Genomic DNA, 21595 nt, shown 5'->3' with positions numbered 1-21595 from the left:
CCCCCGGGGCAGCAGCCTCCACGTGGGAGGCCCGCCCCGGGGGTCATCGGCGGCTCAGACGAGCGTGGTGCTGCCCCCGGCCGCGGCGATCTTGTCGGCCGCGGAGGAGGAGAACGCGTGGGCGCGCACGTCCACGCGGACGCCACCCAGGTCGCCGGTGCCGAGCACCTTCACCAGGTGGCCCCGACGGACCGCACCGGCGTCGACGAGCGCGTCGACGTCCACGGTCCCGCCCTGGGGGAACAGCGCCGCGATCCGGTCGAGGTTGACGACCTGGAACACGACCTTGTTGTTGTTCTTGAAGCCCGAGAGCTTGGGCAGCCGCATGTGCAGCGGCGTCTGCCCGCCCTCGAACCGGGCGGACGTGTTCCCACGCGCGCCCGTGCCCTTGGTGCCGCGGCCGGCCGTCTTGCCCTTGGAGCCCTCACCGCGACCCACGCGGGTCTTCTTGGTGTGGGCGCCCTCGGCCGGGCGGAGGTGGTGGAGCTTGAGAGTCATGACGTGTCCCCGCTCAGATCTCTTCGACGGTGACGAGGTGCGGCACCGTCGCGACCATCCCGCGGATCTCGGGACGGTCCTCCTGCACGACCGAGTCGTTGATCCGCTTGAGGCCCAGCGTGCGCAGCGTCTGCCGCTGGTTGGGCTTCGTGCCGATCGCCGACCGGATCTGGGTGACCTTCAGCTGAGCCATGTCAGACCCCCTGGCCCGCACGCGCCCGCAGCATCGCGGCCGGAGCGACGTCCTCCAGGGGCAGACCGCGGCGGGCCGCGATCTCCTCGGGACGGACGAGGTCCTTCAGCGCCTGCATGGTCGCGTGCACGATGTTGATCGGGTTCGACGAGCCGAGGCTCTTCGAGAGCACGTCGTGGATGCCGGCGCACTCCAGCACGGCGCGCACCGGGCCACCGGCGATGACACCGGTACCGGGGCTGGCCGGCTTGAGGAGCACCACGCCGGCCGCGGCCTCACCCTGCACGGGGTGCGGGATGGTGCTGGCGATGCGCGGCACCTTGTAGAAGTGCTTCTTGGCCTCCTCGACGCCCTTGGCGATGGCCGCGGGCACCTCCTTGGCCTTGCCGTAGCCGACGCCCACGGTGCCGTCGCCGTCGCCCACGATCACCAGGGCGGTGAAGCTGAAGCGACGACCACCCTTGACGACCTTGGACACGCGGTTGATGGCCACCACGCGCTCGATGTAGTTGCTCTTCTCGGCAGGAGCGCCGCCCGGCCCCCGCCCGCCGTCACGACGGTCGCGGCGGTCGTTACCGCCGCCGGCCCCGCCGCCGCGTCGCTGTGGTCCTGGCATCAGACGTCCCTCTCGATCACTGTCGTGCTGCTGGTGTGGGTGCTGGTCATCAGAAGTCCAGCCCGCCCTCGCGGGCGCCCTCGGCGAGCGCCGCGATCCGGCCCTGGTAGCGGTTGCCACCACGGTCGAACACGACCGCGCTGATCCCCGCCGCCTTGGCGCGCTCGGCCACCAGGGCGCCCACCCGACGGGCGAGGGCGGACTTGTCGCCGTCCGCGCTCCGCAGGCTGGCGTCCAGCGTCGAGGCGCTGACCAGGGTGTGGCCCGCGGTGTCGTCGACGACCTGGGCGTGGATGTGGCGGGAGCTGCGCTTGACCACCAGGCGCGGACGCTCCGGCGTGCCGGAGACCCGCTTGCGCAGCCGGTTGTGCCGGCGCAGCCGGGCCACCCGGCGCGCGGTGCTGATGTCGGTGCCCACGGGCGTGTGGACCCGAGCACTCTTCTCGGTCTGTGCCATCACTTACCCGTCTTCCCGACCTTGCGCTTGACGACCTCACCCTGGTAGCGCACGCCCTTGCCCTTGTAGGGGTCGGGACGGCGCAGCTTGCGGATGTTGGCCGCGACCTGGCCCACCTGCTGCTTGTCGATGCCCGTCACCGTGAGGCGGGTGGGCGACTCGACGGTGAACGTGATGCCCTCCGGCGCCTTGACCGGCACCGGGTGGCTGAAGCCGAGCGCGAACTCGAGGTCTCCGCCCCGGGCCTGCACGCGGTAGCCGACGCCGACGATCTCCAGGGTCTTGGTGTAGCCCTGGGTGACGCCGGTGATCATGTTGGCGATGAGAGTGCGCGACAGCCCGTGCAGGGCCCGGCTCTCCCGCTCGTCGTCCGGGCGGGCCACCTGCAGCGTGCCGTCCTCACCGCGGGCCACCGTGATCGGCGACGCGACGGTGTGGGACAGGGACCCCTTGGGGCCCTTCACGTTGACGGTCTGGCCGTCGATGGCGATGTCGACGCCACCGGGCACCGGAATCGGGAGTCGTCCGATCCGTGACATGTCTGCTCGCTCCTCTTACCAGACGTAGGCGAGGACTTCCCCACCCACGCCCTTCTTGTTCGCCTGGCGGTCGGTCAGCAGGCCGGTCGAGGTGGAGATGATCGCCACCCCGAGGCCGCCGAGGACCTTGGGCAGCGCGGTCGACTTGGCGTAGACCCGGAGGCCCGGCTTCGACACGCGCCGGACACCGGCGATGCTCCGCTCGCGGTTGGGGCCGTACTTGAGGTCGATCACCAGCTCCTTGCGGGTGGTGCCGTCCTTCTCGACGTCGTTGACCTGCCAGCCGGCGATGTACCCCTCCTGCTGGAGGATCTCGGCGATGTGCGTCTTCAGCTTGGAGGACGGCATCGTCGTCGAGTCGTGGTACGCCTGGTTGGCGTTGCGGATGCGCGTCAGCATGTCCGCGATCGGGTCGGTCATCGTCATGGGTGTCGTGCCTCTCTCGCCGCGGTTCCACACGCGGACCTCGCGTGGGCCTCTCGGCGATCGGTGGTGCTACGGGTGGTGCGCCGGCCGACTCGGGTGAGTCCTGGACGGCCCCGGTGCCGGGACCCACAGGGCGCGGGACGCGCTGCGGGAGGCACCGGGGTCCTTCACCAGCTGGACTTGCTCACGCCGGGCAGCTCGCCGGCGTGGGCCATCTCCCGCAGGCAGATCCGGCAGAGGCCGAACTTGCGGAAGACGGCGTGCGGGCGGCCGCAGCGCTGGCAGCGGGTGTAGCCGCGGACCGCGAACTTCGGCTTGCGGGCCGCCTTGTTGATCAGGGCCTTCTTGGCCATCTCGGTCTCCTGTAGCTCTCTCGAAGGCCCGGGCTCAGCGGGTCGTCGTCACGACGGGCTGGCCGGCGAAGGGGAACCCGAGCAGCCGGAGCAGCTCGCGACCCTCGTCGTCGTTGGTGGCGGTGGTGACGAGCGTGATGTCCATGCCGCGCGGCCGGTCGATCTTGTCGACGTCGATCTCGCGGAACATCGACTGCTCGGTCAGGCCGAAGGTGTAGTTGCCGTGACCGTCGAACTGCTTGGCGTTCAGGCCGCGGAAGTCACGGATACGGGGCAGCGCCAGGGACAGCAGCCGGTCCAGGAACTCCCACATGCGGTCGCCGCGGAGGGTGACCTTCGCGCCGATCGGCATGCCCTCGCGCAGCTTGAACTGGGCGATGGACTTGCGGGCGCGGACGACCGCCGGCTTCTGGCCGGTGATGGCGGTGAGGTCACGGACCGCGCCGTCCATCAGCTTGGCGTCCCGGGTGGCCTCGCCGACGCCCATGTTGACGACGATCTTGGTCAGCCGCGGGATCTGCATGACGTTCTCGAAGCCGAACTCCGACTGCAGGGCCGGCACGATCTCGTCGCGGTACCGGGCCAGCATGCGGGGCAGCTCACGGGTGGGTGCGCTCATGTCGCTCACAGGTCCTTACCGGTGCGCCGCGAGACCCGGATGCTGCGGCCTTCCTCGTCCTTGCGGAATCCGACCCGGGTCGGCTTGTCCTCGGAGTCGATCACCATCACGTTGCTCACGTGGATGGGAGCCTCCTGCGTGACGATCCCGCCCTGCTGGGCGCCGCGCTGCGTGGAGCTGATGCGGGTGTGCTTCTTCACCCGGCCGACGCCCTCGACGAGGACCTTCTGCGTCTGCGGGAAGGCGGCGATGACGCGCCCCTTGGCACCCTTGTCCTTGCCCGAGAGCACGACGACGGTGTCGCCCTTCTTGACCTTCATCGACGGCGCCTTCTTGGTGCCGGGGTCGTTCTTGTGGGCAGCCATGATCACAGCACCTCCGGGGCGAGCGAGATGATCCGCATGAAGCGCTTGTCGCGGAGCTCCCGCCCGACCGGGCCGAAGATGCGCGTGCCGCGCGGGTCGCCGCTGTCGCGGATGATGACCGCGGCGTTCTCGTCGAAGCGGATGTACGAGCCGTCCGGACGGCGGCGCTCCTTCACGGTGCGGACGACGACGGCCTTGACCACGTCGCCCTTCTTCACACCGGCACCCGGCAGCGCGTCCTTCACGGTGGCGACGATGACGTCGCCGATGCCCGCGTAGCGTCGCCCGGACCCGCCGAGGACACGGATGCAGAGGATCTCCTTGGCACCCGTGTTGTCGGCGACCCGCAGTCGCGACTCCTGCTGGATCACGTCCTACTCCCAATTCTCAGTGGTGACAGCCGGGCCGAGACGGTGAACCGGCTGTCCGGCACCCACGTGCGGACGCACCGGCGGGGGTCCGCCGGTGCGTCCGAGGCACGGGTACCGGGATGCGGCGCCCGCTCTCCAGCGGCGCCAGTCGTCCAGAGTACCTGCTCCGGACACGGCCCGAGAGGCCGGTCGGCGGGGCCCCGCTACCGCGGAGCCCCGCCGGGGGTCACTTGGCCTTCTCGAGGACCTCGACCAGCCGCCACCGCTTGGTGGCCGACGTCGGCCGGGTCTCCATGATCTGCACGCGGTCACCGATGCCGGCGACCCCCTGCTCGTCGTGCGCCTTCAGCTTGCTCGTACGGCGGATGACCTTGCCGTACAGGCCGTGCTTCACGCGGTCCTCGACCTCGACGACGATGGTCTTGTCCATCTTGTCGCTGACGACGAGGCCCTCACGGACCTTGCGGTACCCGCGACCGGCCAGGCCGGGCCCGGTCGCCGTCGCGTCGTTGGCGGTCACCGACTGGGACTCGCTCATGCCACACCCTCACTCGGGGCGACCGACAGGCCCAGCTCGCGCTCACGCATGATCGTGTAGATCCGCGCGATGTCGCGGCGGACGGTCTGCAGCCGCCGGTTGTTGTCCAGCTGGCCGGTGGCCACCTGGAACCGCAGGTTGAACAGTTCTTCCTTGGACTCGCGCAGCCGCGAGGCGAGCTCGTCGACGGACAGCTCGCGCAGCTCCGGAGCGGTCAGACCGGCGGCCATCACACCTCTCCTTCACGAGTGATGAAGCGGCACTTCATGGGCAGCTTGTGGATCGCGCGGCGCATGGCCTCGCGGGCGACCGGCTCGGCCACACCGGAGAGCTCGAAGAGCACCCGGCCCGGCTTCACGTTGGCCACCCACCACTCCGGCGAGCCCTTGCCCGAACCCATGCGGGTCTCGGCCGGCTTCTTGGTGAGCGGGCGGTCCGGGTAGATGGAGATCCACACCTTGCCGCCACGACGGATGTGCCGCGTCATGGCGATACGGGCGGACTCGATCTGCCGGTTGGTGACGTACGCCGGCTCCAGGGCCTGGATGGCGAACTCACCGAAGTTGATCGCGGTGCCGCCCTTGGCCCGGCCGGAGCGGCTCGGGTGGTGCTGCTTGCGGTGCTTGACGCGCCGTGGGATGAGCATGGCTCAGCTCTCCGTGTTCTCGGTGGCGGTCGCCTCGGCGGCCGAGGTGGCCTCCGGACCGGCGAGCTCGGCCACCGTGGTCTCCGGGGCCTCGCCGGCGGTCTGCGCGACGACGGCCTCGGTGGTGTCCGCGACCGGGCCGGTGCCCTCGGCGGCCGCGCGGCCGGCCTCGGTGCCACCGGCGGTGGTGCCGCTGGAGCCCGACCGGCGCTGCGGGCGCTGGGCGCGCTCGCGACGCTGCTGGCGGGCGGCCAGGGCCTCGAGGGCCTCGCGCTCGGCGCGGGAGCCGCTCACGTCGCCCTTGTAGATCCAGACCTTGACGCCGATGCGGCCGAAGGTCGTGCGGGCCTCGTAGATGCCGTAGTCGATGTTCGCGCGGAGCGTGTGCAGCGGCACACGGCCCTCGCGGTAGAACTCCGACCGGCTCATCTCGGTGCCGCCCAGGCGACCGGAGCACTGCACCCGGATGCCCTTGACCTGCGGGCTGCGCTGGGCCGACTGCATGGCCTTGCGCATCGCGCGGCGGAAGCTGACCCGGCTGGACAGCTGCTCGGCCACACCCTGCGCCACCAGCTGCGCGTCGGCCTCGGGGTTCTTGACCTCGAGGATGTTCAGCTGGACCTGCTTGCCGGTCAGCTTCTCGAGCTCCCCGCGGATGCGGTCGGCCTCGGCGCCACGGCGGCCGATGACGATGCCCGGACGCGCGGTGTGGATGTCGACGCGCACGCGGTCACGGGTGCGCTCGATCTCGACCTTGGAGATGCCGGCCCGCTCCATGCCCTTGGACATGAGCTTGCGGATGGCGACGTCTTCCTTGACGTAGTCCTTGTACAGCTTGTCCGCGTACCACCGGGACTTGTAGTCGGTGGTGATGCCGAGCCGGAACCCGTGCGGGTTGACCTTCTGACCCACTAGCGGGTCCCTCCCCTCGTGTTGCTCTTCTGCTGGGTCGCGGGACCGGACTGGCCGGTGTCCCGACGCGCCTTGCGCGACTTCTGCGCGAGCTCGGCGCTGCTGGCGACCTCGCTCACCTCGACGGTGATGTGGCTGGTCCGCTTGTTGATGCGGAACGCCCGGCCCTGGGCCCGCGGACGGATCCGCTTCAGCGTCGGGCCCTCGTCGACGAACGCGGCGCTGACGACCAGCGCGTTGCGGTCGAGCTGCAGGTTGTGCTCGGCGTTGGCGACGGCGCTGGCCACCACCTTGGCGACCGGCTCGCTGGCGGCCTGCGGGGCGAACCGCAGCAGCGCCAGGGCCTCGTCGGTCGGCAGGTAGCGGATGAGGTCCACCACCCGGCGTGCCTTCATGGGGGTGACGCGGACGAACCGGGCCGTGGCCCGGGCGACCGGCGTCTCCTGCCCCAACTGGGAAGTCATCTGAGTGATCTCCTCGCCGTCAGCCGCGCCGCGACCGGCGGTCGTCCTTGATGTGCCCACGGAAGGTCCGCGTGGGCGCGAACTCGCCGAGCTTGTGCCCGACCATCGCCTCGGTCACGAAGACCGGGACGTGCTTGCGGCCGTCGTGCACGGCGATCGTGTGCCCGAGCATGTCGGGGATGATCGTCGAACGCCGCGACCACGTGCGGATGACGTTCTTGGTGCCCTTCTCGTTCTGGGCGTCCACCTTCGCGAGCAGGTGGTCGTCGACGAACGGGCCCTTCTTCAGGCTGCGTGGCATGTCTGTCGAGCTCCTCTACCCGCTCAGCGCTTCTTGTTGGTACGCCGGCGGCGCACGATCATGGAGTCCGAGGCCTTGCGCTTGCGCGTGCGGCCCTCGGGCTTGCCCTTCGGGTTCACCGGGTGGCGACCACCGGAGGTCTTGCCCTCACCACCACCGTGCGGGTGGTCCACCGGGTTCATGGCGACACCGCGGACGGTCGGGCGCTTGCCCTTCCACCGCATGCGGCCGGCCTTGCCCCAGTTGATGTTCGACTGCTCGGCGTTGCCCACCTCGCCGACGGTGGCGCGGCAGCGCACGTCGACGTTGCGGATCTCGCCCGACGGCATGCGCAGCTGGGCGAACCGGCCCTCACGGGCGACCAGCTGGACGCTGGTGCCAGCGGACCGGGCGATCTTCGCGCCGCCACCGGGACGGAGCTCGATGGCGTGAACGACGGTGCCGACGGGGATGTTCCGCAGCGGCAGGTTGTTGCCCGGCTTGATGTCGGCCGCGGGGCCGCACTCCACCGTGTCGCCCTGCTTGAGGCGGGCCGGCGCGATGATGTAGCGCTTCTCGCCGTCGGCGAAGTGCAGCAGCGCGATGCGCGAGGTGCGGTTGGGGTCGTACTCGATGTGCGCGACCTTGGCCGGCACGCCGTCCTTGTCGGCCCGGCGGAAGTCGATCAGCCGGTAGGCACGCTTGTGACCGCCGCCCTGGTGGCGAGCGGTGACCTTCCCGTGCACGTTGCGCCCGCCGCGGCCGTGCAGCGGCCGGACCAGCGACTTCTCGGGATGGTCGCGAGTGACCTCGGCGAAGTCGGCGACGCTGGAGCCGCGGCGGCCCGGCGTCGTCGGCTTGTACTTGCGGATAGCCATTGCTGACTCAGTCTCTCTGTCTCTGGTCCGGGATGGTCACGGCGCCTCAGGCGCCGGGACCACCGAAGATCTCGATGCGGTCGCCGGGGGCGAGCGAGACGATGGCGCGCTTGGTGTCGGGACGCTTGCCCATGCGGTTGCCCCGGCTGCGCTTCTTCTTGCCCTGGCGGTTGATCGTGTTGACGTCCAGGACCTTCACGTTGAAGACCTGCGCCACGGCGATCTTGATCTGCGTCTTGTTCGCGTCGGGGTGGACCAGGAACGTGTACTGGTTCTCGTCCAGGAGCCCGTAGCTCTTCTCCGAGATGACCGGCGCCAGCAGGACGTCCCGGGGGTCGTGGAAGGTCACGCCTTCTCCTCCTCGGTGGTGTCGGCGTCCGTGGTGCCCTCGCCGGCCGCCGGGGCGACGGACGGGATCTGGCCCGGCACGTCCGGCGTGGTCAGGTCGGGGAGCACGACGTCGCGCCCACGGGCCGGACCGGCGACGAACTCGGCGAGCGCGGCCTCGGTGAAGACGACCTCGTCGGAGAGCAGCACGTCGTAGGTGTTGAGCTGGCCGGCCTCGAGCAGGTGCACCCGGGGCTCGTTGCGCAGGCTGATCCAGTTGAGGACGTCGTCGCGGTCGAGGACCACGAGCACGCGCTTGGCCTGGGTCACGGCCTCCAGCGCCTTGAGCGCCTCCTTCGTCTTCGGGGCGTCGCCCTCGACGAAGGTGGTGATCACGTGGACGCGGTTCTCGCGGGCCCGGTCGGAGAGGGCGCCGCGCAGGGCGGCGGCCTTCATCTTCTTGGGGGTCCGCTGGGTGTAGTCACGCGGCTGCGGGCCGTGGACCGTGCCACCGCCGGTGAACTGCGGAGCGCGGATCGAGCCCTGGCGGGCGCGGCCGGTGCCCTTCTGGCGGTAGGGCTTGACGCCACCACCGCTGACCTTGCCGCGGGTCTTCGTCGCGTGCGTGCCCTGGCGGGCGGCGGCCAGCTGGGCCACGACCACCTGGTGCATCAGCGAGACGTTCGCGTTGGCGTCGAAGAGCTCACCGGGCAGCGTGACGCTGCCGGAGGTCTCCCCCGCCGGCGTCCGGACGTCGACCTCGCGGTCGGTCCGGGTGTCGGTGGACTGGGTCACTTCGTGTCACTCCCCACGGGGCCGCCCTTGACGGCCGAGCGGACGAGCACGAGGCCGCCCTTCGGACCGGGGATCGCGCCCTTGATCAGCAGCAGCCCGCGCTCGGTGTCCACCTTGTGGACGACCAGCGAGAGCGTCGTCGTCTTGACCGCACCCATGCGGCCGGCCATGCGCAGGCCCTTGAAGACGCGGCCCGGCGTCGAGGCCCCACCGATCGAACCCGGGGACCGGTGCTTGCGCTGGGTGCCGTGCGCGGCGCCGAGGCCACGGAACCCGTGGCGCTTCATGACACCGGCGGTGCCCTTGCCCTTGCTCGTGCCGATGACGTCGACCTTGGCGACGCCGTCGAAGACCTCGGCCGTCAGCTCCTGGCCGACGGTGTAGGTGGAGGCGTCCTTGGTGCGCAGCTCCACCACGTGGCGGCGCGGCGTGACGCCGGCCTTGGCGAAGTGGCCACCCTCGGGCTTGTTCACCTTGCGGGGGTCGATCTCACCGAAGCCGAGCTGGACGGCCGAGTAGCCGTCGACCTCGGGGGTGCGCACCTGGGTGACCACGCACGGCCCCGCCTTGACGACGGTCACCGGCACCATGCGGTTGTTCTCGTCGAAGACCTGGGTCATGCCCAGCTTCTCGCCGAGGAGTCCGCGGAAGTTGCTCGCCATGACTCCCCCTTACTGGATGTTGACGTCGACCGAGGCCGGCAGGTCGATGCGCATGAGCGCGTCGACCGTCTTCGGCGTCGGGTCGAGGATGTCGATGAGGCGCTTGTGCGTACGCATCTCGAAGTGCTCCCGCGAGTCCTTGTACTTGTGCGGGGAGCGGATGACGCAGTACACGTTCTTCTCCGTCGGCAGCGGCACCGGGCCGACGACGCGCGCTCCGGTCTTCGTCACCGTGTCCACGATGCGCCGCGCCGAGGCGTCGATGGCCTCGTGGTCGTAGGCCTTCAGCCGGATGCGGATCTTCTGTCCCGCCATCGCCTTGTCTCGCTCCTGCCGATCGTGAGTCTGTCTGTGGTGGGTCCGAGCACGAGCGGGAGCCCGGACCCGGGAGACGGGCGGCGGCCTGTCCGGCCGCCGCCCGTCCGCGGGGGTGTTACTTGAGGATCTTGGTGACGCGGCCGGCGCCCACGGTCCGACCACCCTCGCGGATGGCGAACTTCAGGCCCTCCTCCATGGCGATGGGCTGGATCAGCTCCACCGTCATCTCGGTGTTGTCGCCGGGCATGACCATCTCGGTGCCGGCGGGCAGCGTCACGACGCCCGTCACGTCCGTCGTCCGGAAGTAGAACTGGGGACGGTAGTTGTTGAAGAACGGCGTGTGCCGGCCACCCTCGTCCTTGGAGAGGATGAAGACCGAGGCCTCGAAGTTCGTGTGCGGGGTGATGGAACCCGGCTTCACGACGACCTGGCCGCGCTCGACGTCCTCGCGCTTGATGCCGCGCAGGAGCAGACCGACGTTGTCACCGGCCTGGCCCTGGTCGAGCAGCTTGCGGAACATCTCGACGCCGGTGACCGTGGTCTTGGTCGAGGTGGGACGGATGCCGACGATCTCGACCTCCTCCGACACCTTGACGATGCCGCGCTCCACGCGACCGGTCACGACGGTGCCGCGGCCGGTGATGGTGAAGACGTCCTCGACGGGCATGAGGAACGGCTTGTCGATGTCGCGCTCGGGCTCGGGGATCGCCGTGTCGACGGCGTTCATGAGCTCCATGAGCTTGTCGCCCCACTCGGCGTCGCCCTCGAGGGCCTTCAGCGCCGAGACGCGGATCACGGGGACGTCGTCGCCCGGGAACTCGTACTCGGACAGCAGCTCGCGGACCTCCAGCTCGACGAGCTCGAGGATCTCCTCGTCGTCGACCATGTCGGCCTTGTTGAGCGCCACGACGATGTAGGGGACGCCGACCTGGCGGGCCAGGAGCACGTGCTCCTTGGTCTGCGGCATCGGGCCGTCGGTGGCGGCGACCACGAGGATGGCGCCGTCCATCTGCGCCGCACCCGTGATCATGTTCTTGATGTAGTCGGCGTGCCCGGGGCAGTCGACGTGCGCGTAGTGACGGTTCTCCGTCTGGTACTCGACGTGGGCGATCGAGATCGTGATGCCGCGGGCCTTCTCCTCGGGCGCCTTGTCGATCTGGTCGAAGGCCGACGCCTCGTTGAGGTCCGGGTACTTGTCGTGCAGGACCTTGGTGATCGCCGCGGTCAGCGTCGTCTTGCCGTGGTCGATGTGCCCGATGGTGCCGATGTTGACGTGCGGCTTGGTCCGCTCGAACTTGGCCTTGGCCACTGGGTTCCTCTCCTCGTGGTGTCGCAGTCGTGCGCGAACTCTGGGGTGGGGTTGCTGGGGGGTGCCGGGCGGATGGGCTCCGCCCGGCGGGTCACTCGCCGGTCGCCTTGGCGATGATCTCCTTGGCGACGTTCTGCGGGACCTCGGCGTACGAGTCGAACACCATGGTGTAGCTCGCCCGCCCCTGGGTGCGGCTGCGCAGGTCGCCCACGTAGCCGAACATCTCCGAGAGCGGGACCAGGGCCCGGACGACGCGGGCGCCGGAGCGCTCCTCCATCGCCTGGATCGTCCCGCGCCGGGAGTTCAGGTCGCCGATGACGTCACCCATGTAGTCCTCGGGGGTGACGACCTCGACGGCCATCATCGGCTCGAGCAGGGCCGGGCTGGCCTTGCGGGCGGCCTCCTTGAAGACCATCGAGCCGGCGATCTTGAAGGCCATCTCCGAGGAGTCGACCTCGTGGTACTGGCCGTCGATGAGGGACGCCTTGACGCCCACCATCGGGTAGCCGGCGAGGATGCCGTACTGCATGGCGTCCTGGATGCCCTGGTCGACCGAGGGGATGTACTCCTTCGGGATGCGACCACCGGTGACGGCGTTCTCGAACTCGTAGGTGGCCGAGTCGCCGCTGATCTCCAGCGGGGCCAGGGTCACCTGCACCTTCGCGAACTGGCCGGAGCCACCGGTCTGCTTCTTGTGCGTGTAGTCGACCTTCTCGACGGTCTTGCGGATCGTCTCGCGGTAGGCCACCTGCGGCTTGCCGACGTTGGCCTCGACCTTGAACTCGCGCCGCATGCGGTCGACGAGGATCTCCAGGTGGAGCTCGCCCATGCCGGAGATGACGGTCTGGCCGGTCTCCTCGTCCAGGCGGACCTGGAAGGTCGGGTCCTCCTCGGCGAGCTTCTGGATCGCCGTGCCGAGCTTCTCCTGGTCACCCTTGGTCTTCGGCTCGATGGCGACCGAGATGACGGGGGCGGGGAAGGTCATCGACTCCAGGATGACGGGGTTCTGCGGGTCGCAGAGCGTGTCACCGGTGGTGGTCTGCTTCAGGCCGACGACGGCGACGATCTGGCCGGCGCCCACGCCCTCGCGCTCCTCGCGCTTGTTGGCGTGCATCTGGTAGATCTTGCCGATCCGCTCCTTGCGGTCCTTGGTGCTGTTGAGCACCGGCGAACCGGAGGAGAGCTTCCCGGAGTACACGCGGACGTAGGTCAGCTTGCCCAGGTGCTGGTCGGTCTGGATCTTGAAGGCCAGCGCGGAGAACGGCTCGGACTCGTCCGCGTGCCGCAGCACCTCGGTCTCGCCGTCCATCGCCGTCCCGACGATCGACTCGATGTCGAGCGGGCTCGGCAGGTAGTCCACGACCGCGTCGAGCAGGGGCTGCACGCCCTTGTTCTTGAAGGCGGTGCCGGTGAGGACCGGGTTCACCTTCGCGGCGATCGTGGCGGCGCGGATCGCGGCCTTGAGGCGCTCGACGGAGATCTCCTCGCCGCCGAGGTAGGCCTCCATGAGCTCGTCGTCGGTCTCGGCGATCGTCTCGAGCAGCTTCTCGCGGTACTCGGCGGCCTGGTCGGCCATCTCCGCGGGGATCTCCTCGACGGCGTAGTCCTCGCCCATCTTGGTCTCACCGCGCCAGGTGAGCGCCCGCATGCCGACCAGGTCGACGACGCCGATGAAGTCGGCCTCGGCACCGATCGGCAGCTGCAGCACGGCCGGGTTGGCGGCCAGCCGGTCGACCATCATGTCGACGCAGCGGAAGAAGTCGGCACCCGTGCGGTCGAGCTTGTTGACGAAGCACATGCGCGGGACGCCGTACTTCTCGGCCTGCCGCCAGACCTGCTCGGTCTGCGGCTCCACGCCGGCGACACCGTCGTAGACCGCGACCGCACCGTCGAGCACGCGCAGGGACCGCTCCACCTCGACGGTGAAGTCGACGTGCCCCGGGGTGTCGATGATGTTGATGTCGTGGTCGTTCCAGGTGCACTTCGTCGCGGCCGACGTGATGGTGATGCCGCGCTCCTGCTCCTGCTCCATCCAGTCCATCGTGGCCGCGCCGTCGTGGACCTCACCGATCTTGTAGTTGATACCGGTGTAGAAGAGGATGCGCTCGGTCGTCGTCGTCTTGCCCGCGTCGATGTGCGCCATGATCCCGATGTTGCGGGTCTTGGCGAGCTGGGCCTGGCTGTCGGCCATTCCTACTCCTCTGTGCTTGGGTCCGCGTCGGCGTTCCGGGGGTGGCCCGGAACGGGCCGCGGCGTGCTGGTGGACGGGGTGTCACCAGCGGGGGCGACTACCAGCGGTAGTGCGCGAAGGCCTTGTTGGACTCGGCCATCTTGTGGGTGTCCTCGCGGCGCTTGACCGCGGCTCCCAGACCGTTGCTCGCGTCGAGCAGCTCGTTCATGAGGCGCTCGGTCATCGTCTTCTCGCGGCGGGCGCGGCTGTACTGGATCAGCCAGCGCAGACCCAGCGTGGTGCTGCGCGAGGCGCGGACCTCGACCGGGACCTGGTAGGTCGCACCACCGACGCGGCGGCTGCGGACCTCGAGGGCCGGCTTGACGTTGTCCAGCGCGCGCTTGAGCGTGACGACCGGGTCGGTGTCGGTCTTGGCGCGGCAGCCCTCGAGGGCGCCGTAGACGATGGCCTCGGCGACCGAGCGCTTGCCGTCCACCAGGACCTTGTTCACCAGCTGGGTGACCAGCGGCGACTGGTAGACCGGGTCGGCGACGAGGGGGCGGCGGGGAGCGGGACCCTTGCGGGGCATGTCAGCTCTTCTCCTTCTTCGCGCCGTACCGGCTGCGAGCCTGCTTGCGGTTGCGGACACCCTGCGTGTCCAGCGAGCCGCGGATGATCTTGTAGCGCACGCCCGGGAGGTCCTTCACACGACCGCCGCGCACGAGCACCATCGAGTGCTCCTGGAGGTTGTGGCCGACACCGGGGATGTAGGCGGTGACCTCGATGCCACTGGTGAGACGGACGCGGGCGACCTTGCGCAGTGCCGAGTTCGGCTTCTTCGGGGTCGTCGTGTACACGCGGGTGCACACGCCGCGACGCTGAGGGGAACCCTTCAGCGCCGGGGTCTTGGTCTTCTCGACCTTGTCCTCGCGGCCCTTGCGGACCAGCTGGTTGATCGTGGGCATGAGGGGCCTGGATCTCCTACCTGCGCTGGGTCGTGCTGTCGGTCGGTGCTCTGTCGTGCCGGGTGCCGGCCTGCTCGGGTCGATCCGCCCAGGCCGCGTCCTGCCGCCGGTCCCCGCGGTCGGGCGTGTCGCCCTTCCCGGGACCGGTCGGGCGCTGCCAACCGGATCGGTCGCCCCCCGCGACTCGGCGCCACCAACCTGTCGGCGAGCGCACCGCGAACGGGAGCAGGCCCAGGGCACCCTGGGCACGGCTGACCACGATACTCGCGCCGCAGAGCCCGGTGCAAACCGGGTCCCCATGTCGACGAGGCGGCCTCGCTCACAGCGGGCTCGTCCCCTGTCAACGCCTGCCGGCCGGGTCCATTCCCGACGCCGGGAACCGGCGCATGCCGACGGCGGGGACTGTACCGGCCGGCCGCGGGCGGCGGCCGGCCCTCGCGCACGCGGCGACTGTCGGACCCCCGCCCTACCGTCGGTGCCAGGACGCACACCCACGGCGACGGCCGTGGAGCGAGGGGGAACGGTGCAGATCGACTCGGCGCGGGAGCTGAAGGCGCACCTGCGGGCACAGGTGGCCGGCTGGGAGGGCCCGCGGGCGCGGGCCAGCGACCTCGGCCCCGACCGCGTGTGGTTCCCGCCCGCCCTGGGGCTGGCCCTGGTCGGCCCGGACCGGGCCCACCTCGCCATCCGGGTGGCCCTGCCCGAGGACGCCGTCCTCCTGCTCGACGGCGTCGACGACGCGGTCCGGGCCCAGGTGGACGTCCGTGTCATCGGTCCGGTGCGGGCCCTCCCCTCCCCCGCCCTGTCCCCGTCGCCGGCCGACCTGCAGCAGCGGGTGCGCCCGCTGCGACCGGGGCTGTCCGTGGCCCACACCGCCGTGACCGCGGGGACCCTCGGCGGGTTCGTCCGCGCCGGCGGGCGCACCGCGATCCTGTCCAACAACCACGTCCTGGCCGCCAGTGACGCCGCGGAGGTGGGCGACGCGGTGCTGCAGCCGGGCCCCGCCGACGGCGGCGCCGCCGGGGACCGCGTCGCCACGCTGACCCGGTTCGCCCGCCTCTCCCCCGGCCCGGTGCTCGTGGACGCCGCCGTGGCCGTCCTGGACGACGGCGTGGCGGTCGACCCCTCCGGCCGGCCCGGCGGTCCGCTCGCCGGCACCGTGCCCCCGGCGGACGACGTCGACCCCGACGAGGACGTCGAGAAGCTCGGGCGGACCACGGGGCACACCCGGGGGCGCATCACCGCCGTCGAGGTCGACGGGGTCGCGGTCCAGTACGACGACGCCGTCCACCGGTTCGACGGGCAGATCGAGATCGAGGGGCGGCACGGCGCCTTCAGCGCGGGCGGCGACAGCGGCTCGGTGATCTGGCGGAGCCGCGACCGGGCGCCGCTCGCGCTGCTGTTCGCCGGCAGCGAGGTCGGGGGGAGCCAGGGCGGCGGGGTCACCTACGCCAGCCCGCTGGCCACCGTGCTCGACGTCCTCGGCGTGCAGTGGATGGGCTGACGGCCCGGATCAGGCAGATCTCCCCCTCCGGGGCCTGTCCCCGGGGGCGGGAGTGGCGCACCATGGAGGGGTGACCGATCGCGACTCCGCCCGTGCCGCCAAGAGCACCCTGAGCGCACGGCTCGCGGACGTCCCAGAGATCGTCGGCATCGGGCTCGCCCGCCGCGGCGCCGGCTACGTCGTGAAGGTCGACCTGGCCGACCCCGTGGCCGCCGGGCTGGTGCCGACCGACGTCGACGGGGTGCGCGTGGTCACCCAGGTGGTCGGGGTCGTCCGGCCGATGTGAGCCCGGCGCCGATACGGTCGTCCCGGCGCCGACGAGGGCGCCGACGACCCCGGGAGGGCACGTGCGCATCGGCATCCAGGCCAGCTACAGCGGCGGCTTCCGCGAGACCGCGGACGAGATCCGCGACCTCGAGGCCGCCGGGCTCGACATCGCATCGGTCGCGGAGGTCTACACCTTCGACGCGGTCAGCCAACTGGGCTACCTCGCCGCGGTCACGGAGCGGGTGGAGCTGATGAGCGCCATCCTCCCCATCTACAGCCGCACCCCTGCCCTGATCGCCATGACGGCGGCCGGGCTGGACCACGTCTCCGACGGCCGGTTCACCCTGGGCCTGGGCGCCTCGGGGCCGCAGGTCATCGAGGGCTGGCACGGCGTCCCCTACGACGCCCCGCTGCAGCGCACCCGCGAGATCGTCGAGATCTGCCGGAAGGTCTGGCGCCGCGAGCGACTCGAGTACGCGGGGCCGAAGTACCCGCTGCCGCTCCCGGACGGCCAGGGCACCGGGCTGGGCAAGCCGCTGAAGCTCATCAACACCCCCGTGCGCGACCGGGTCCCCGTCATGCTGGCCGCCCTCGGGCCGAAGAACGTGGAGCTCGCCGCGGAGATCGCCGAGGCGTGGGAGCCGATCTTCTTCATGCCGGAGCGGGCGGGCGCGGTCTGGGGCGAGGCCCTGGCGGCCGGCAAGGCCAAGCGCGACCCCGCGCTGGGCGACCTGCAGGTCGTCGTCGGGGTCGCGGTCGCCATCGGGGACGACGTCGACGCGATGCACGACCTGGTCCGGCCGCAGCTGGCCCTGTACGTGGGCGGCATGGGGGCGCGGGGGAAGAACTTCTACAACGACCTCGCCGTCCGCTACGGGTTCGCCGACGCCGCGGCCACCGTGCAGGACCTCTACCTGTCGGGCCGCAAGGACGAGGCCGCGGCGGCGCTGCCCGAGGAGCTGGTGCGGGCGGTCTCGCTCATCGGGTCCGAGAGCTACGTCGCCGAGCGCATCGCGGCCTTCCGCGAGGCGGGCGTGACCACGCTCGCGCTGCAGCCGCTCGACGACACCCCGGAGAACCGGCTGAAGACCGTCGCGACGATGCGGGAGCTCTGCGACCGGTAGCCACCGCCCATTGCGTCACATGACGCAGACGCGCGAGGGCCCCGCAGGTCATGACCTGCGGGGCCCTCGTCGTTCAGCCGGGTGTCATCACCCGCGCCAGTCGTACTCCTCCAGGCGCACGGCCTCGCCGGTGCCGGAGCCGAAGACGTCGGGGCTGTAGTACTGCCCGTCGTCGTACCCGGCCATCGTGTAGACGGCGGCGCGGGCCTCCTCGGTCGGCTCGACCGTGATGTTCCGGTAGCGGCTGATGCCCGTACCGGCCGGGATCAGCTTCCCGATGATCACGTTCTCCTTGAGGCCGAGCAGGCTGTCGCTCTTGCCCTGGATGGCGGCGTCGGTGAGCACCTTGGTCGTCTCCTGGAAGGAGGCGGCCGACAGCCACGACTCGGTGGCGAGCGAGGCCTTCGTGATGCCCATGAGCACCGGACGGGCCGAGGCCGGCTCGCCGCCCTCGGCGACGACGCGACGGTTCTCGGTCTCGAACAGCGTCCGCTCGACCAGCGCGCCCGGCAGGAACTCCGTGGCGCCCGAGTCGATGATGGTCACCCGCTTCAGCATCTGGCGGATGATCACCTCGATGTGCTTGTCGTGGATCGACACGCCCTGGCTGCGGTAGACCTCCTGGACCTCGCGGACCAGGTGCAGCTGCACCTCGCGCGGGCCCATGATCCGCAGCACCTCGTGCGGGTCCACCGCACCCTCGGTGAGCTGCTCGCCGACCTCGACGTGGGCGCCGTCCTCGACCCGCAGCCGCGACCGGCGCGACAGCTTGTCGATGACGACCTCGTCGGAGCCGTCGTCCGGGGTGATCGTGAGCTTGCGGAACTGCTCGCCGTCCTCGATCCGGACGGTGCCGGCCAGCTCGGCGATCGGGGCCTTGCCCTTGGGGACGCGGGCCTCGAAGAGCTCCACGACACGCGGCAGACCGTGGGTGATGTCCTCACCCGCGACACCACCGGTGTGGAAGGTGCGCATCGTCAGCTGGGTGCCGGGCTCGCCGATGGACTGGGCGGCGATGATGCCGACCGCCTCACCGACGTCCACCAGCTTGCCGGTCGCCAGCGAGCGGCCGTAGCAGGTGGCGCAGGTGCCCAGCAGCGACTCGCAGGTCAGCACGCAGCGGACCTTGACCTCGTGCACGCCGGCGTCGACCAGGGCGGCGATGAGCACGTCACCGAGGTCCGCACCGGCCTGGGCGACGAGCGTGCCGTCCGCGGCCACCACGTCGGCGGCCAGCGCGCGGGCGTACACGCTGGTCTCCACGTGCGCGTCCCGCGTCACCTTGCCGTCGACGACCGTGCCGATGGGCATGATCACGCCGCGCTCGGTGCCGCAGTCCTCCTCACGGATGATGACGTCCTGGGAGACGTCGACCAGCCGGCGGGTGAGGTAGCCGGAGTCGGCGGTGCGCAGCGCGGTGTCGGCCAGACCCTTGCGGGCACCGTGCGTGGAGATGAAGTACTCCAGCACCGACAGACCCTCCCGGAAGTTGGCCTTGATCGGCCGCGGGATGATCTCGCCCTTCGGGTTGGCCACCAGGCCACGCATGCCGGCGATCTGGCTGATCTGCATCATGTTGCCTCGGGCGCCCGAGTTGACCATGACCCAGACGGGGTTGGTGGTCGGGAAGTTCTCGACCATCGCCTCACTGACCTCGGCCCGCGCGCGGGTCCAGATCTCGATCAGCTCGCCACGCCGCTCGGCGTCGGTGATGAGTCCGCGCTCGTACTGGCGCTCGACGCCGCGGGCCTCCTCCTCGTGCCGGTCCAGGATCGCCTGCTTCGCCGGCGGGGTGACGACGTCGTCGATGGCGATCGTGATGCCCGCGCGGGTCGCCCAGTGGAAACCGGCCGACTTGAGGGCGTCCAGCGTCGCCGCCACCTGCACCTTGGGGTAGCGCTCGGCGAGGTCGTTGACGATCGCCCCGAGCTCCTTCTTCGGCACCTGGTAGTTGACGAAGCGGTAGTCCTCGGGCAGGGCCTCGTTGAACAGCACCCGGCCGAGGCTGGTGAGCACGCGCGCGGGGGCGCCCGGCGTCCAGTCCTCCGGCTGCTCCCAGCCCGGGTTCTTCGGGCCGTTGTCGACGCCGAAGACCTCGTCCAGGCGGATCCAGGCCCGCTCCTGCAGACCCAGCGAGCCCTTGTCGTAGGCCATGATCGCCTCGGCCGTCGACGAGAACGCCGCCGGCTGGCCGCCGTCGGCCTCCTGGCCGCTGGCCACCAGGGTCGTCAGGTGGTACAGGCCCAGCACCATGTCCTGGGTCGGCGCGGTGATCGGGCGACCGTCGGCCGGGCTCAGGATGTTGTTGCTGGACAGCATGAGGATGCGGGCCTCGGCCTGCGCCTCGGCCGACAGCGGCAGGTGCACGGCCATCTGGTCACCGTCGAAGTCCGCGTTGAACGCGGTGCAGACGAGCGGGTGGATCTGGATGGCCTTGCCCTCGACCAGCTGCGGCTCGAACGCCTGGATGCCCAGGCGGTGCAGGGTCGGCGCGCGGTTGAGCAGCACCGGGTGCTCGGTGATGACCTCCTCGAGCACGTCCCACACGACCGGCCGCGCGCGCTCCACCATCCGCTTGGCGGACTTGATGTTCTGCGCGTGGTTGAGGTCCACCAGCCGCTTCATCACGAAGGGCTTGAACAGCTCCAGCGCCATCTGCTTGGGCAGACCGCACTGGTGCAGCTTCAGCTGCGGGCCGACGACGATGACCGAACGGCCGGAGTAGTCGACGCGCTTGCCGAGCAGGTTCTGCCGGAACCGGCCCTGCTTGCCCTTGAGCAGGTCGCTCAGGGACTTCAGGGGACGGTTGCCCGGGCCGGTGACCGGCCGGCCGCGACGGCCGTTGTCGAACAGCGCGTCCACGGACTCCTGCAGCATCCGCTTCTCGTTGTTCACGATGATCTCGGGCGCACCGAGGTCGAGCAGGCGCTTGAGCCGGTTGTTCCGGTTGATGACCCGGCGGTACAGGTCGTTCATGTCGCTGGTGGCGAAGCGGCCACCGTCGAGCTGCACCATGGGGCGCAGGTCCGGCGGGATGACCGGGACGCAGTCCAGCACCATGCCCATGGGCGAGTTGCGGGTCTGCTGGAACGCCGCGACGACCTTGAGCCGCTTGAGGGCCCGCAGCTTGCGCTGCCCCTTGCCGTTGCGGATGGTGTCGCGCAGCGAGGCGGCCTCGGCGTCGAGGTCGAAGTCGGCGAGCAGCTTCTGCAGCGCCGCGGCGCCCATGCCGCCCTCGAAGTACTCACCGAAGCGGTCGCGCAGCTCGCGGTAGAGGCCCTCGTCGGCGATGAGCTGCTTCACCTCGAGCTTGCGGAAGGTGTCGAGCACCTCCTCGAGGCGGTCGATCTCCCGCTGCGCGCGGTCGCGGATCTGGCGCATCTCGCGCTCGCCGCCCTCGCGCACCTTGCGGCGCACATCGGACTTGGCACCCTCGGCCTCGAGCTCGGCGAGGTCGGCCTCCAGCTTCTGCTGGCGGGTCTCCACGTCGGAGTCGCGGCGGTTCTCCAGGTTCGACTTCTCGGCGCTGATCTCCGCCTCGATGGTCGGCAGGTCGCGGTGGCGCGACTCGTCGTCCACCGAGGTGATCAGGTAGGCCGCGAAGTAGATGATCTTCTCGAGGTCCTTGGGCGCCAGGTCGAGCAGGTAGCCCAGGCGCGACGGGACGCCCTTGAAGAACCAGATGTGGGTGACCGGGGCGGCCAGCTCGATGTGGCCCATCCGCTCACGACGCACCTTGGCGCGGGTCACCTCGACGCCGCAGCGCTCGCAGATGATGCCCTTGAACCGGACCCGCTTGTACTTGCCGCAGTAGCACTCCCAGTCCCGCGTGGGACCGAAGATCTTCTCGCAGAAGAGACCGTCCTTCTCCGGGCGCAGCGTCCGGTAGTTGATGGTCTCGGGCTTCTTCACCTCACCGTGCGACCACTGGCGGATGTCGTCGCCACTGGCCAGGCCGATGCGCAACTCGTCGAAGAAGTTGACGTCGAGCAAGGGGAC

29 protein-coding genes are annotated in these 21595 nt (G+C 70.4%); 3 read left to right on the top strand and 26 right to left on the bottom strand.

Annotation, left to right across the window (positions count from 1 at the left end):
* Nucleotides 1-54: 54 nt before the first annotated feature.
* From rplO to rpsL, 25 genes are all read right to left on the bottom strand, one after another.
* The gene (gene rplO, locus ACI781_RS03410; RefSeq protein WP_456564660.1) at nt 55-498 is read right to left on the bottom strand and encodes a 50S ribosomal protein L15; all 444 of its coding nucleotides are present in this window, start codon (nt 496-498) and stop codon (nt 55-57) included.
* 13 nt (nt 499-511) lie between these two features.
* Nucleotides 512-691, bottom strand: a complete 180-nt coding sequence (rpmD, locus tag ACI781_RS03405; protein ID WP_456564659.1) for a 50S ribosomal protein L30 — start codon at nt 689-691, stop codon at nt 512-514.
* A 1-nt stretch (nt 692) separates the two neighbouring features.
* Entirely contained in the window at nt 693-1307 is a 615-nt protein-coding gene (rpsE, locus tag ACI781_RS03400; RefSeq protein WP_026857030.1) for a 30S ribosomal protein S5, read from the bottom strand.
* Between the two features lie 49 nt (nt 1308-1356).
* Nucleotides 1357-1725, bottom strand: coding sequence for a 50S ribosomal protein L18 (rplR, locus tag ACI781_RS03395; RefSeq protein WP_456564658.1), 369 nt, complete (start codon nt 1723-1725; stop codon nt 1357-1359).
* Nucleotides 1726-1763: 38 nt separating this feature from the next.
* Nucleotides 1764-2303 carry a 50S ribosomal protein L6 gene (rplF, locus tag ACI781_RS03390; protein ID WP_456564657.1) on the bottom strand — a complete coding sequence of 180 codons (540 nt, stop codon included), beginning with the start codon at nt 2301-2303 and terminating at the stop codon, nt 1764-1766.
* A gap of 15 nt (nt 2304-2318) precedes the next feature.
* Nucleotides 2319-2723: a 30S ribosomal protein S8 gene (rpsH, locus tag ACI781_RS03385; RefSeq protein ID WP_456564656.1), complete on the bottom strand. Its 405-nt coding sequence runs from the start codon at nt 2721-2723 to the stop codon at nt 2319-2321.
* Nucleotides 2724-2896: 173 nt separating this feature from the next.
* Complete coding sequence (locus ACI781_RS03380; RefSeq protein WP_113838243.1) at nt 2897-3082, bottom strand: type Z 30S ribosomal protein S14; 186 nt, start codon at nt 3080-3082, stop codon at nt 2897-2899.
* 34 nt (nt 3083-3116) lie between these two features.
* On the bottom strand, nt 3117-3701 hold the full coding sequence (rplE, locus tag ACI781_RS03375; protein ID WP_456564655.1) for a 50S ribosomal protein L5: 585 nt from the start codon (nt 3699-3701) through the stop codon (nt 3117-3119).
* A 5-nt stretch (nt 3702-3706) separates the two neighbouring features.
* The gene (gene rplX, locus ACI781_RS03370) at nt 3707-4066 is read right to left on the bottom strand and encodes a 50S ribosomal protein L24 (protein WP_456564654.1); all 360 of its coding nucleotides are present in this window, start codon (nt 4064-4066) and stop codon (nt 3707-3709) included.
* Nucleotides 4067-4068: 2 nt separating this feature from the next.
* Nucleotides 4069-4437 carry a 50S ribosomal protein L14 gene (rplN, locus tag ACI781_RS03365; RefSeq protein ID WP_029433456.1) on the bottom strand — a complete coding sequence of 123 codons (369 nt, stop codon included), beginning with the start codon at nt 4435-4437 and terminating at the stop codon, nt 4069-4071.
* A gap of 226 nt (nt 4438-4663) precedes the next feature.
* A complete protein-coding gene (gene rpsQ, locus ACI781_RS03360; RefSeq protein WP_456564653.1) occupies nt 4664-4975 on the bottom strand; it encodes a 30S ribosomal protein S17 in 312 nt (103 codons plus the stop codon).
* Nucleotides 4972-5205 carry a 50S ribosomal protein L29 gene (rpmC, locus tag ACI781_RS03355; RefSeq protein ID WP_236825794.1) on the bottom strand — a complete coding sequence of 78 codons (234 nt, stop codon included), beginning with the start codon at nt 5203-5205 and terminating at the stop codon, nt 4972-4974. Before rpmC ends, rpsQ begins: the two co-directional genes overlap by 4 nt.
* Nucleotides 5205-5621, bottom strand: coding sequence for a 50S ribosomal protein L16 (gene rplP, locus ACI781_RS03350; protein ID WP_456564652.1), 417 nt, complete (start codon nt 5619-5621; stop codon nt 5205-5207). The genes rpmC and rplP overlap by 1 nt, the downstream gene beginning before the upstream one ends.
* 3 nt (nt 5622-5624) lie before the next feature.
* Entirely contained in the window at nt 5625-6533 is a 909-nt protein-coding gene (rpsC, locus tag ACI781_RS03345; protein ID WP_456564651.1) for a 30S ribosomal protein S3, read from the bottom strand.
* Nucleotides 6533-6997 carry a 50S ribosomal protein L22 gene (gene rplV / locus ACI781_RS03340; protein ID WP_456548781.1) on the bottom strand — a complete coding sequence of 155 codons (465 nt, stop codon included), beginning with the start codon at nt 6995-6997 and terminating at the stop codon, nt 6533-6535. The genes rpsC and rplV overlap by 1 nt, the downstream gene beginning before the upstream one ends.
* 19 nt (nt 6998-7016) lie before the next feature.
* On the bottom strand, nt 7017-7298 hold the full coding sequence (gene rpsS / locus ACI781_RS03335) for a 30S ribosomal protein S19 (protein ID WP_222173655.1): 282 nt from the start codon (nt 7296-7298) through the stop codon (nt 7017-7019).
* Between the two features lie 23 nt (nt 7299-7321).
* The gene (gene rplB / locus ACI781_RS03330; RefSeq protein ID WP_409328737.1) at nt 7322-8155 is read right to left on the bottom strand and encodes a 50S ribosomal protein L2; all 834 of its coding nucleotides are present in this window, start codon (nt 8153-8155) and stop codon (nt 7322-7324) included.
* Nucleotides 8156-8201: 46 nt separating this feature from the next.
* Entirely contained in the window at nt 8202-8504 is a 303-nt protein-coding gene (gene rplW / locus ACI781_RS03325) for a 50S ribosomal protein L23 (RefSeq protein WP_113838249.1), read from the bottom strand.
* Complete coding sequence (gene rplD / locus ACI781_RS03320; protein WP_456564650.1) at nt 8501-9277, bottom strand: 50S ribosomal protein L4; 777 nt, start codon at nt 9275-9277, stop codon at nt 8501-8503. Before rplD ends, rplW begins: the two co-directional genes overlap by 4 nt.
* Nucleotides 9274-9939: a 50S ribosomal protein L3 gene (gene rplC, locus ACI781_RS03315; RefSeq protein WP_456564649.1), complete on the bottom strand. Its 666-nt coding sequence runs from the start codon at nt 9937-9939 to the stop codon at nt 9274-9276. The genes rplD and rplC overlap by 4 nt, the downstream gene beginning before the upstream one ends.
* A 9-nt stretch (nt 9940-9948) precedes the next feature.
* Nucleotides 9949-10254: a 30S ribosomal protein S10 gene (gene rpsJ, locus ACI781_RS03310; protein WP_014742859.1), complete on the bottom strand. Its 306-nt coding sequence runs from the start codon at nt 10252-10254 to the stop codon at nt 9949-9951.
* Between the two features lie 118 nt (nt 10255-10372).
* Nucleotides 10373-11566 (bottom strand): elongation factor Tu, encoded by a 1194-nt coding sequence (gene tuf, locus ACI781_RS03305; RefSeq protein ID WP_456564648.1) that lies wholly within the window; start codon nt 11564-11566, stop codon nt 10373-10375.
* 91 nt (nt 11567-11657) lie between these two features.
* Entirely contained in the window at nt 11658-13757 is a 2100-nt protein-coding gene (fusA, locus tag ACI781_RS03300) for an elongation factor G (protein WP_456564647.1), read from the bottom strand.
* A gap of 97 nt (nt 13758-13854) precedes the next feature.
* Nucleotides 13855-14325: a 30S ribosomal protein S7 gene (gene rpsG / locus ACI781_RS03295; RefSeq protein WP_091213426.1), complete on the bottom strand. Its 471-nt coding sequence runs from the start codon at nt 14323-14325 to the stop codon at nt 13855-13857.
* A 1-nt stretch (nt 14326) separates the two neighbouring features.
* Nucleotides 14327-14701, bottom strand: coding sequence for a 30S ribosomal protein S12 (gene rpsL, locus ACI781_RS03290; RefSeq protein WP_012950487.1), 375 nt, complete (start codon nt 14699-14701; stop codon nt 14327-14329).
* A 523-nt stretch (nt 14702-15224) separates the two neighbouring features.
* Here rpsL and ACI781_RS03285 point away from each other — a divergent pair.
* The 3 genes from ACI781_RS03285 to ACI781_RS03275 all read left to right on the top strand — a co-directional run bounded on the left by ACI781_RS03285 (nt 15225) and on the right by ACI781_RS03275 (nt 17596).
* A complete protein-coding gene (locus ACI781_RS03285) occupies nt 15225-16205 on the top strand; it encodes a hypothetical protein (protein WP_456564646.1) in 981 nt (326 codons plus the stop codon).
* A 70-nt stretch (nt 16206-16275) separates the two neighbouring features.
* The gene (locus ACI781_RS03280) at nt 16276-16491 is read left to right on the top strand and encodes a hypothetical protein (protein ID WP_456564645.1); all 216 of its coding nucleotides are present in this window, start codon (nt 16276-16278) and stop codon (nt 16489-16491) included.
* Between the two features lie 61 nt (nt 16492-16552).
* Nucleotides 16553-17596 carry an LLM class F420-dependent oxidoreductase gene (locus ACI781_RS03275; RefSeq protein WP_456564644.1) on the top strand — a complete coding sequence of 348 codons (1044 nt, stop codon included), beginning with the start codon at nt 16553-16555 and terminating at the stop codon, nt 17594-17596.
* 87 nt (nt 17597-17683) lie between these two features.
* Here ACI781_RS03275 and ACI781_RS03270 read toward each other — a convergent pair whose 3' ends face one another.
* Nucleotides 17684-21589, bottom strand: a complete 3906-nt coding sequence (locus ACI781_RS03270; RefSeq protein WP_456564643.1) for a DNA-directed RNA polymerase subunit beta' — start codon at nt 21587-21589, stop codon at nt 17684-17686.
* Nucleotides 21590-21595: the final 6 nt, after the last annotated feature.

This window comes from Blastococcus sp. SYSU D00695, from assembly GCF_054050555.1.
This window is presented reverse-complemented; position numbering and strand designations above follow the sequence as displayed.

Excerpts from the sequence above, each read along its gene's own strand:
- rplB (WP_409328737.1), bottom strand. The coding sequence starts at position 8,155 with ATGGCTATCCGCAAGTACAAGCCGACGACGCCGGGCCGCCGCGGCTCC.
- rpsH (WP_456564656.1), bottom strand. The coding sequence starts at position 2,723 with ATGACCGACCCGATCGCGGACATGCTGACGCGCATCCGCAACGCCAAC.
- rpsQ (WP_456564653.1), bottom strand. The coding sequence starts at position 4,975 with ATGAGCGAGTCCCAGTCGGTGACCGCCAACGACGCGACGGCGACCGGG.
- rpsS (WP_222173655.1), bottom strand. The coding sequence starts at position 7,298 with ATGCCACGCAGCCTGAAGAAGGGCCCGTTCGTCGACGACCACCTGCTC.
- rplX (WP_456564654.1), bottom strand. The coding sequence starts at position 4,066 with ATGGCTGCCCACAAGAACGACCCCGGCACCAAGAAGGCGCCGTCGATG.
- rpmD (WP_456564659.1), bottom strand. The coding sequence starts at position 691 with ATGGCTCAGCTGAAGGTCACCCAGATCCGGTCGGCGATCGGCACGAAG.
- rplP (WP_456564652.1), bottom strand. The coding sequence starts at position 5,621 with ATGCTCATCCCACGGCGCGTCAAGCACCGCAAGCAGCACCACCCGAGC.
- rpsG (WP_091213426.1), bottom strand. The coding sequence starts at position 14,325 with ATGCCCCGCAAGGGTCCCGCTCCCCGCCGCCCCCTCGTCGCCGACCCG.
- rpsJ (WP_014742859.1), bottom strand. The coding sequence starts at position 10,254 with ATGGCGGGACAGAAGATCCGCATCCGGCTGAAGGCCTACGACCACGAG.
- rpsE (WP_026857030.1), bottom strand. The coding sequence starts at position 1,307 with ATGCCAGGACCACAGCGACGCGGCGGCGGGGCCGGCGGCGGTAACGAC.
- ACI781_RS03380 (WP_113838243.1), bottom strand. The coding sequence starts at position 3,082 with ATGGCCAAGAAGGCCCTGATCAACAAGGCGGCCCGCAAGCCGAAGTTC.
- rplV (WP_456548781.1), bottom strand. The coding sequence starts at position 6,997 with ATGACTTCCCAGTTGGGGCAGGAGACGCCGGTCGCCCGGGCCACGGCC.
- rpsL (WP_012950487.1), bottom strand. The coding sequence starts at position 14,701 with ATGCCCACGATCAACCAGCTGGTCCGCAAGGGCCGCGAGGACAAGGTC.
- rpmC (WP_236825794.1), bottom strand. The coding sequence starts at position 5,205 with ATGGCCGCCGGTCTGACCGCTCCGGAGCTGCGCGAGCTGTCCGTCGAC.
- rplE (WP_456564655.1), bottom strand. The coding sequence starts at position 3,701 with ATGAGCGCACCCACCCGTGAGCTGCCCCGCATGCTGGCCCGGTACCGC.
- fusA (WP_456564647.1), bottom strand. The coding sequence starts at position 13,757 with ATGGCCGACAGCCAGGCCCAGCTCGCCAAGACCCGCAACATCGGGATC.
- rplF (WP_456564657.1), bottom strand. The coding sequence starts at position 2,303 with ATGTCACGGATCGGACGACTCCCGATTCCGGTGCCCGGTGGCGTCGAC.
- rplO (WP_456564660.1), bottom strand. The coding sequence starts at position 498 with ATGACTCTCAAGCTCCACCACCTCCGCCCGGCCGAGGGCGCCCACACC.
- rplC (WP_456564649.1), bottom strand. The coding sequence starts at position 9,939 with ATGGCGAGCAACTTCCGCGGACTCCTCGGCGAGAAGCTGGGCATGACC.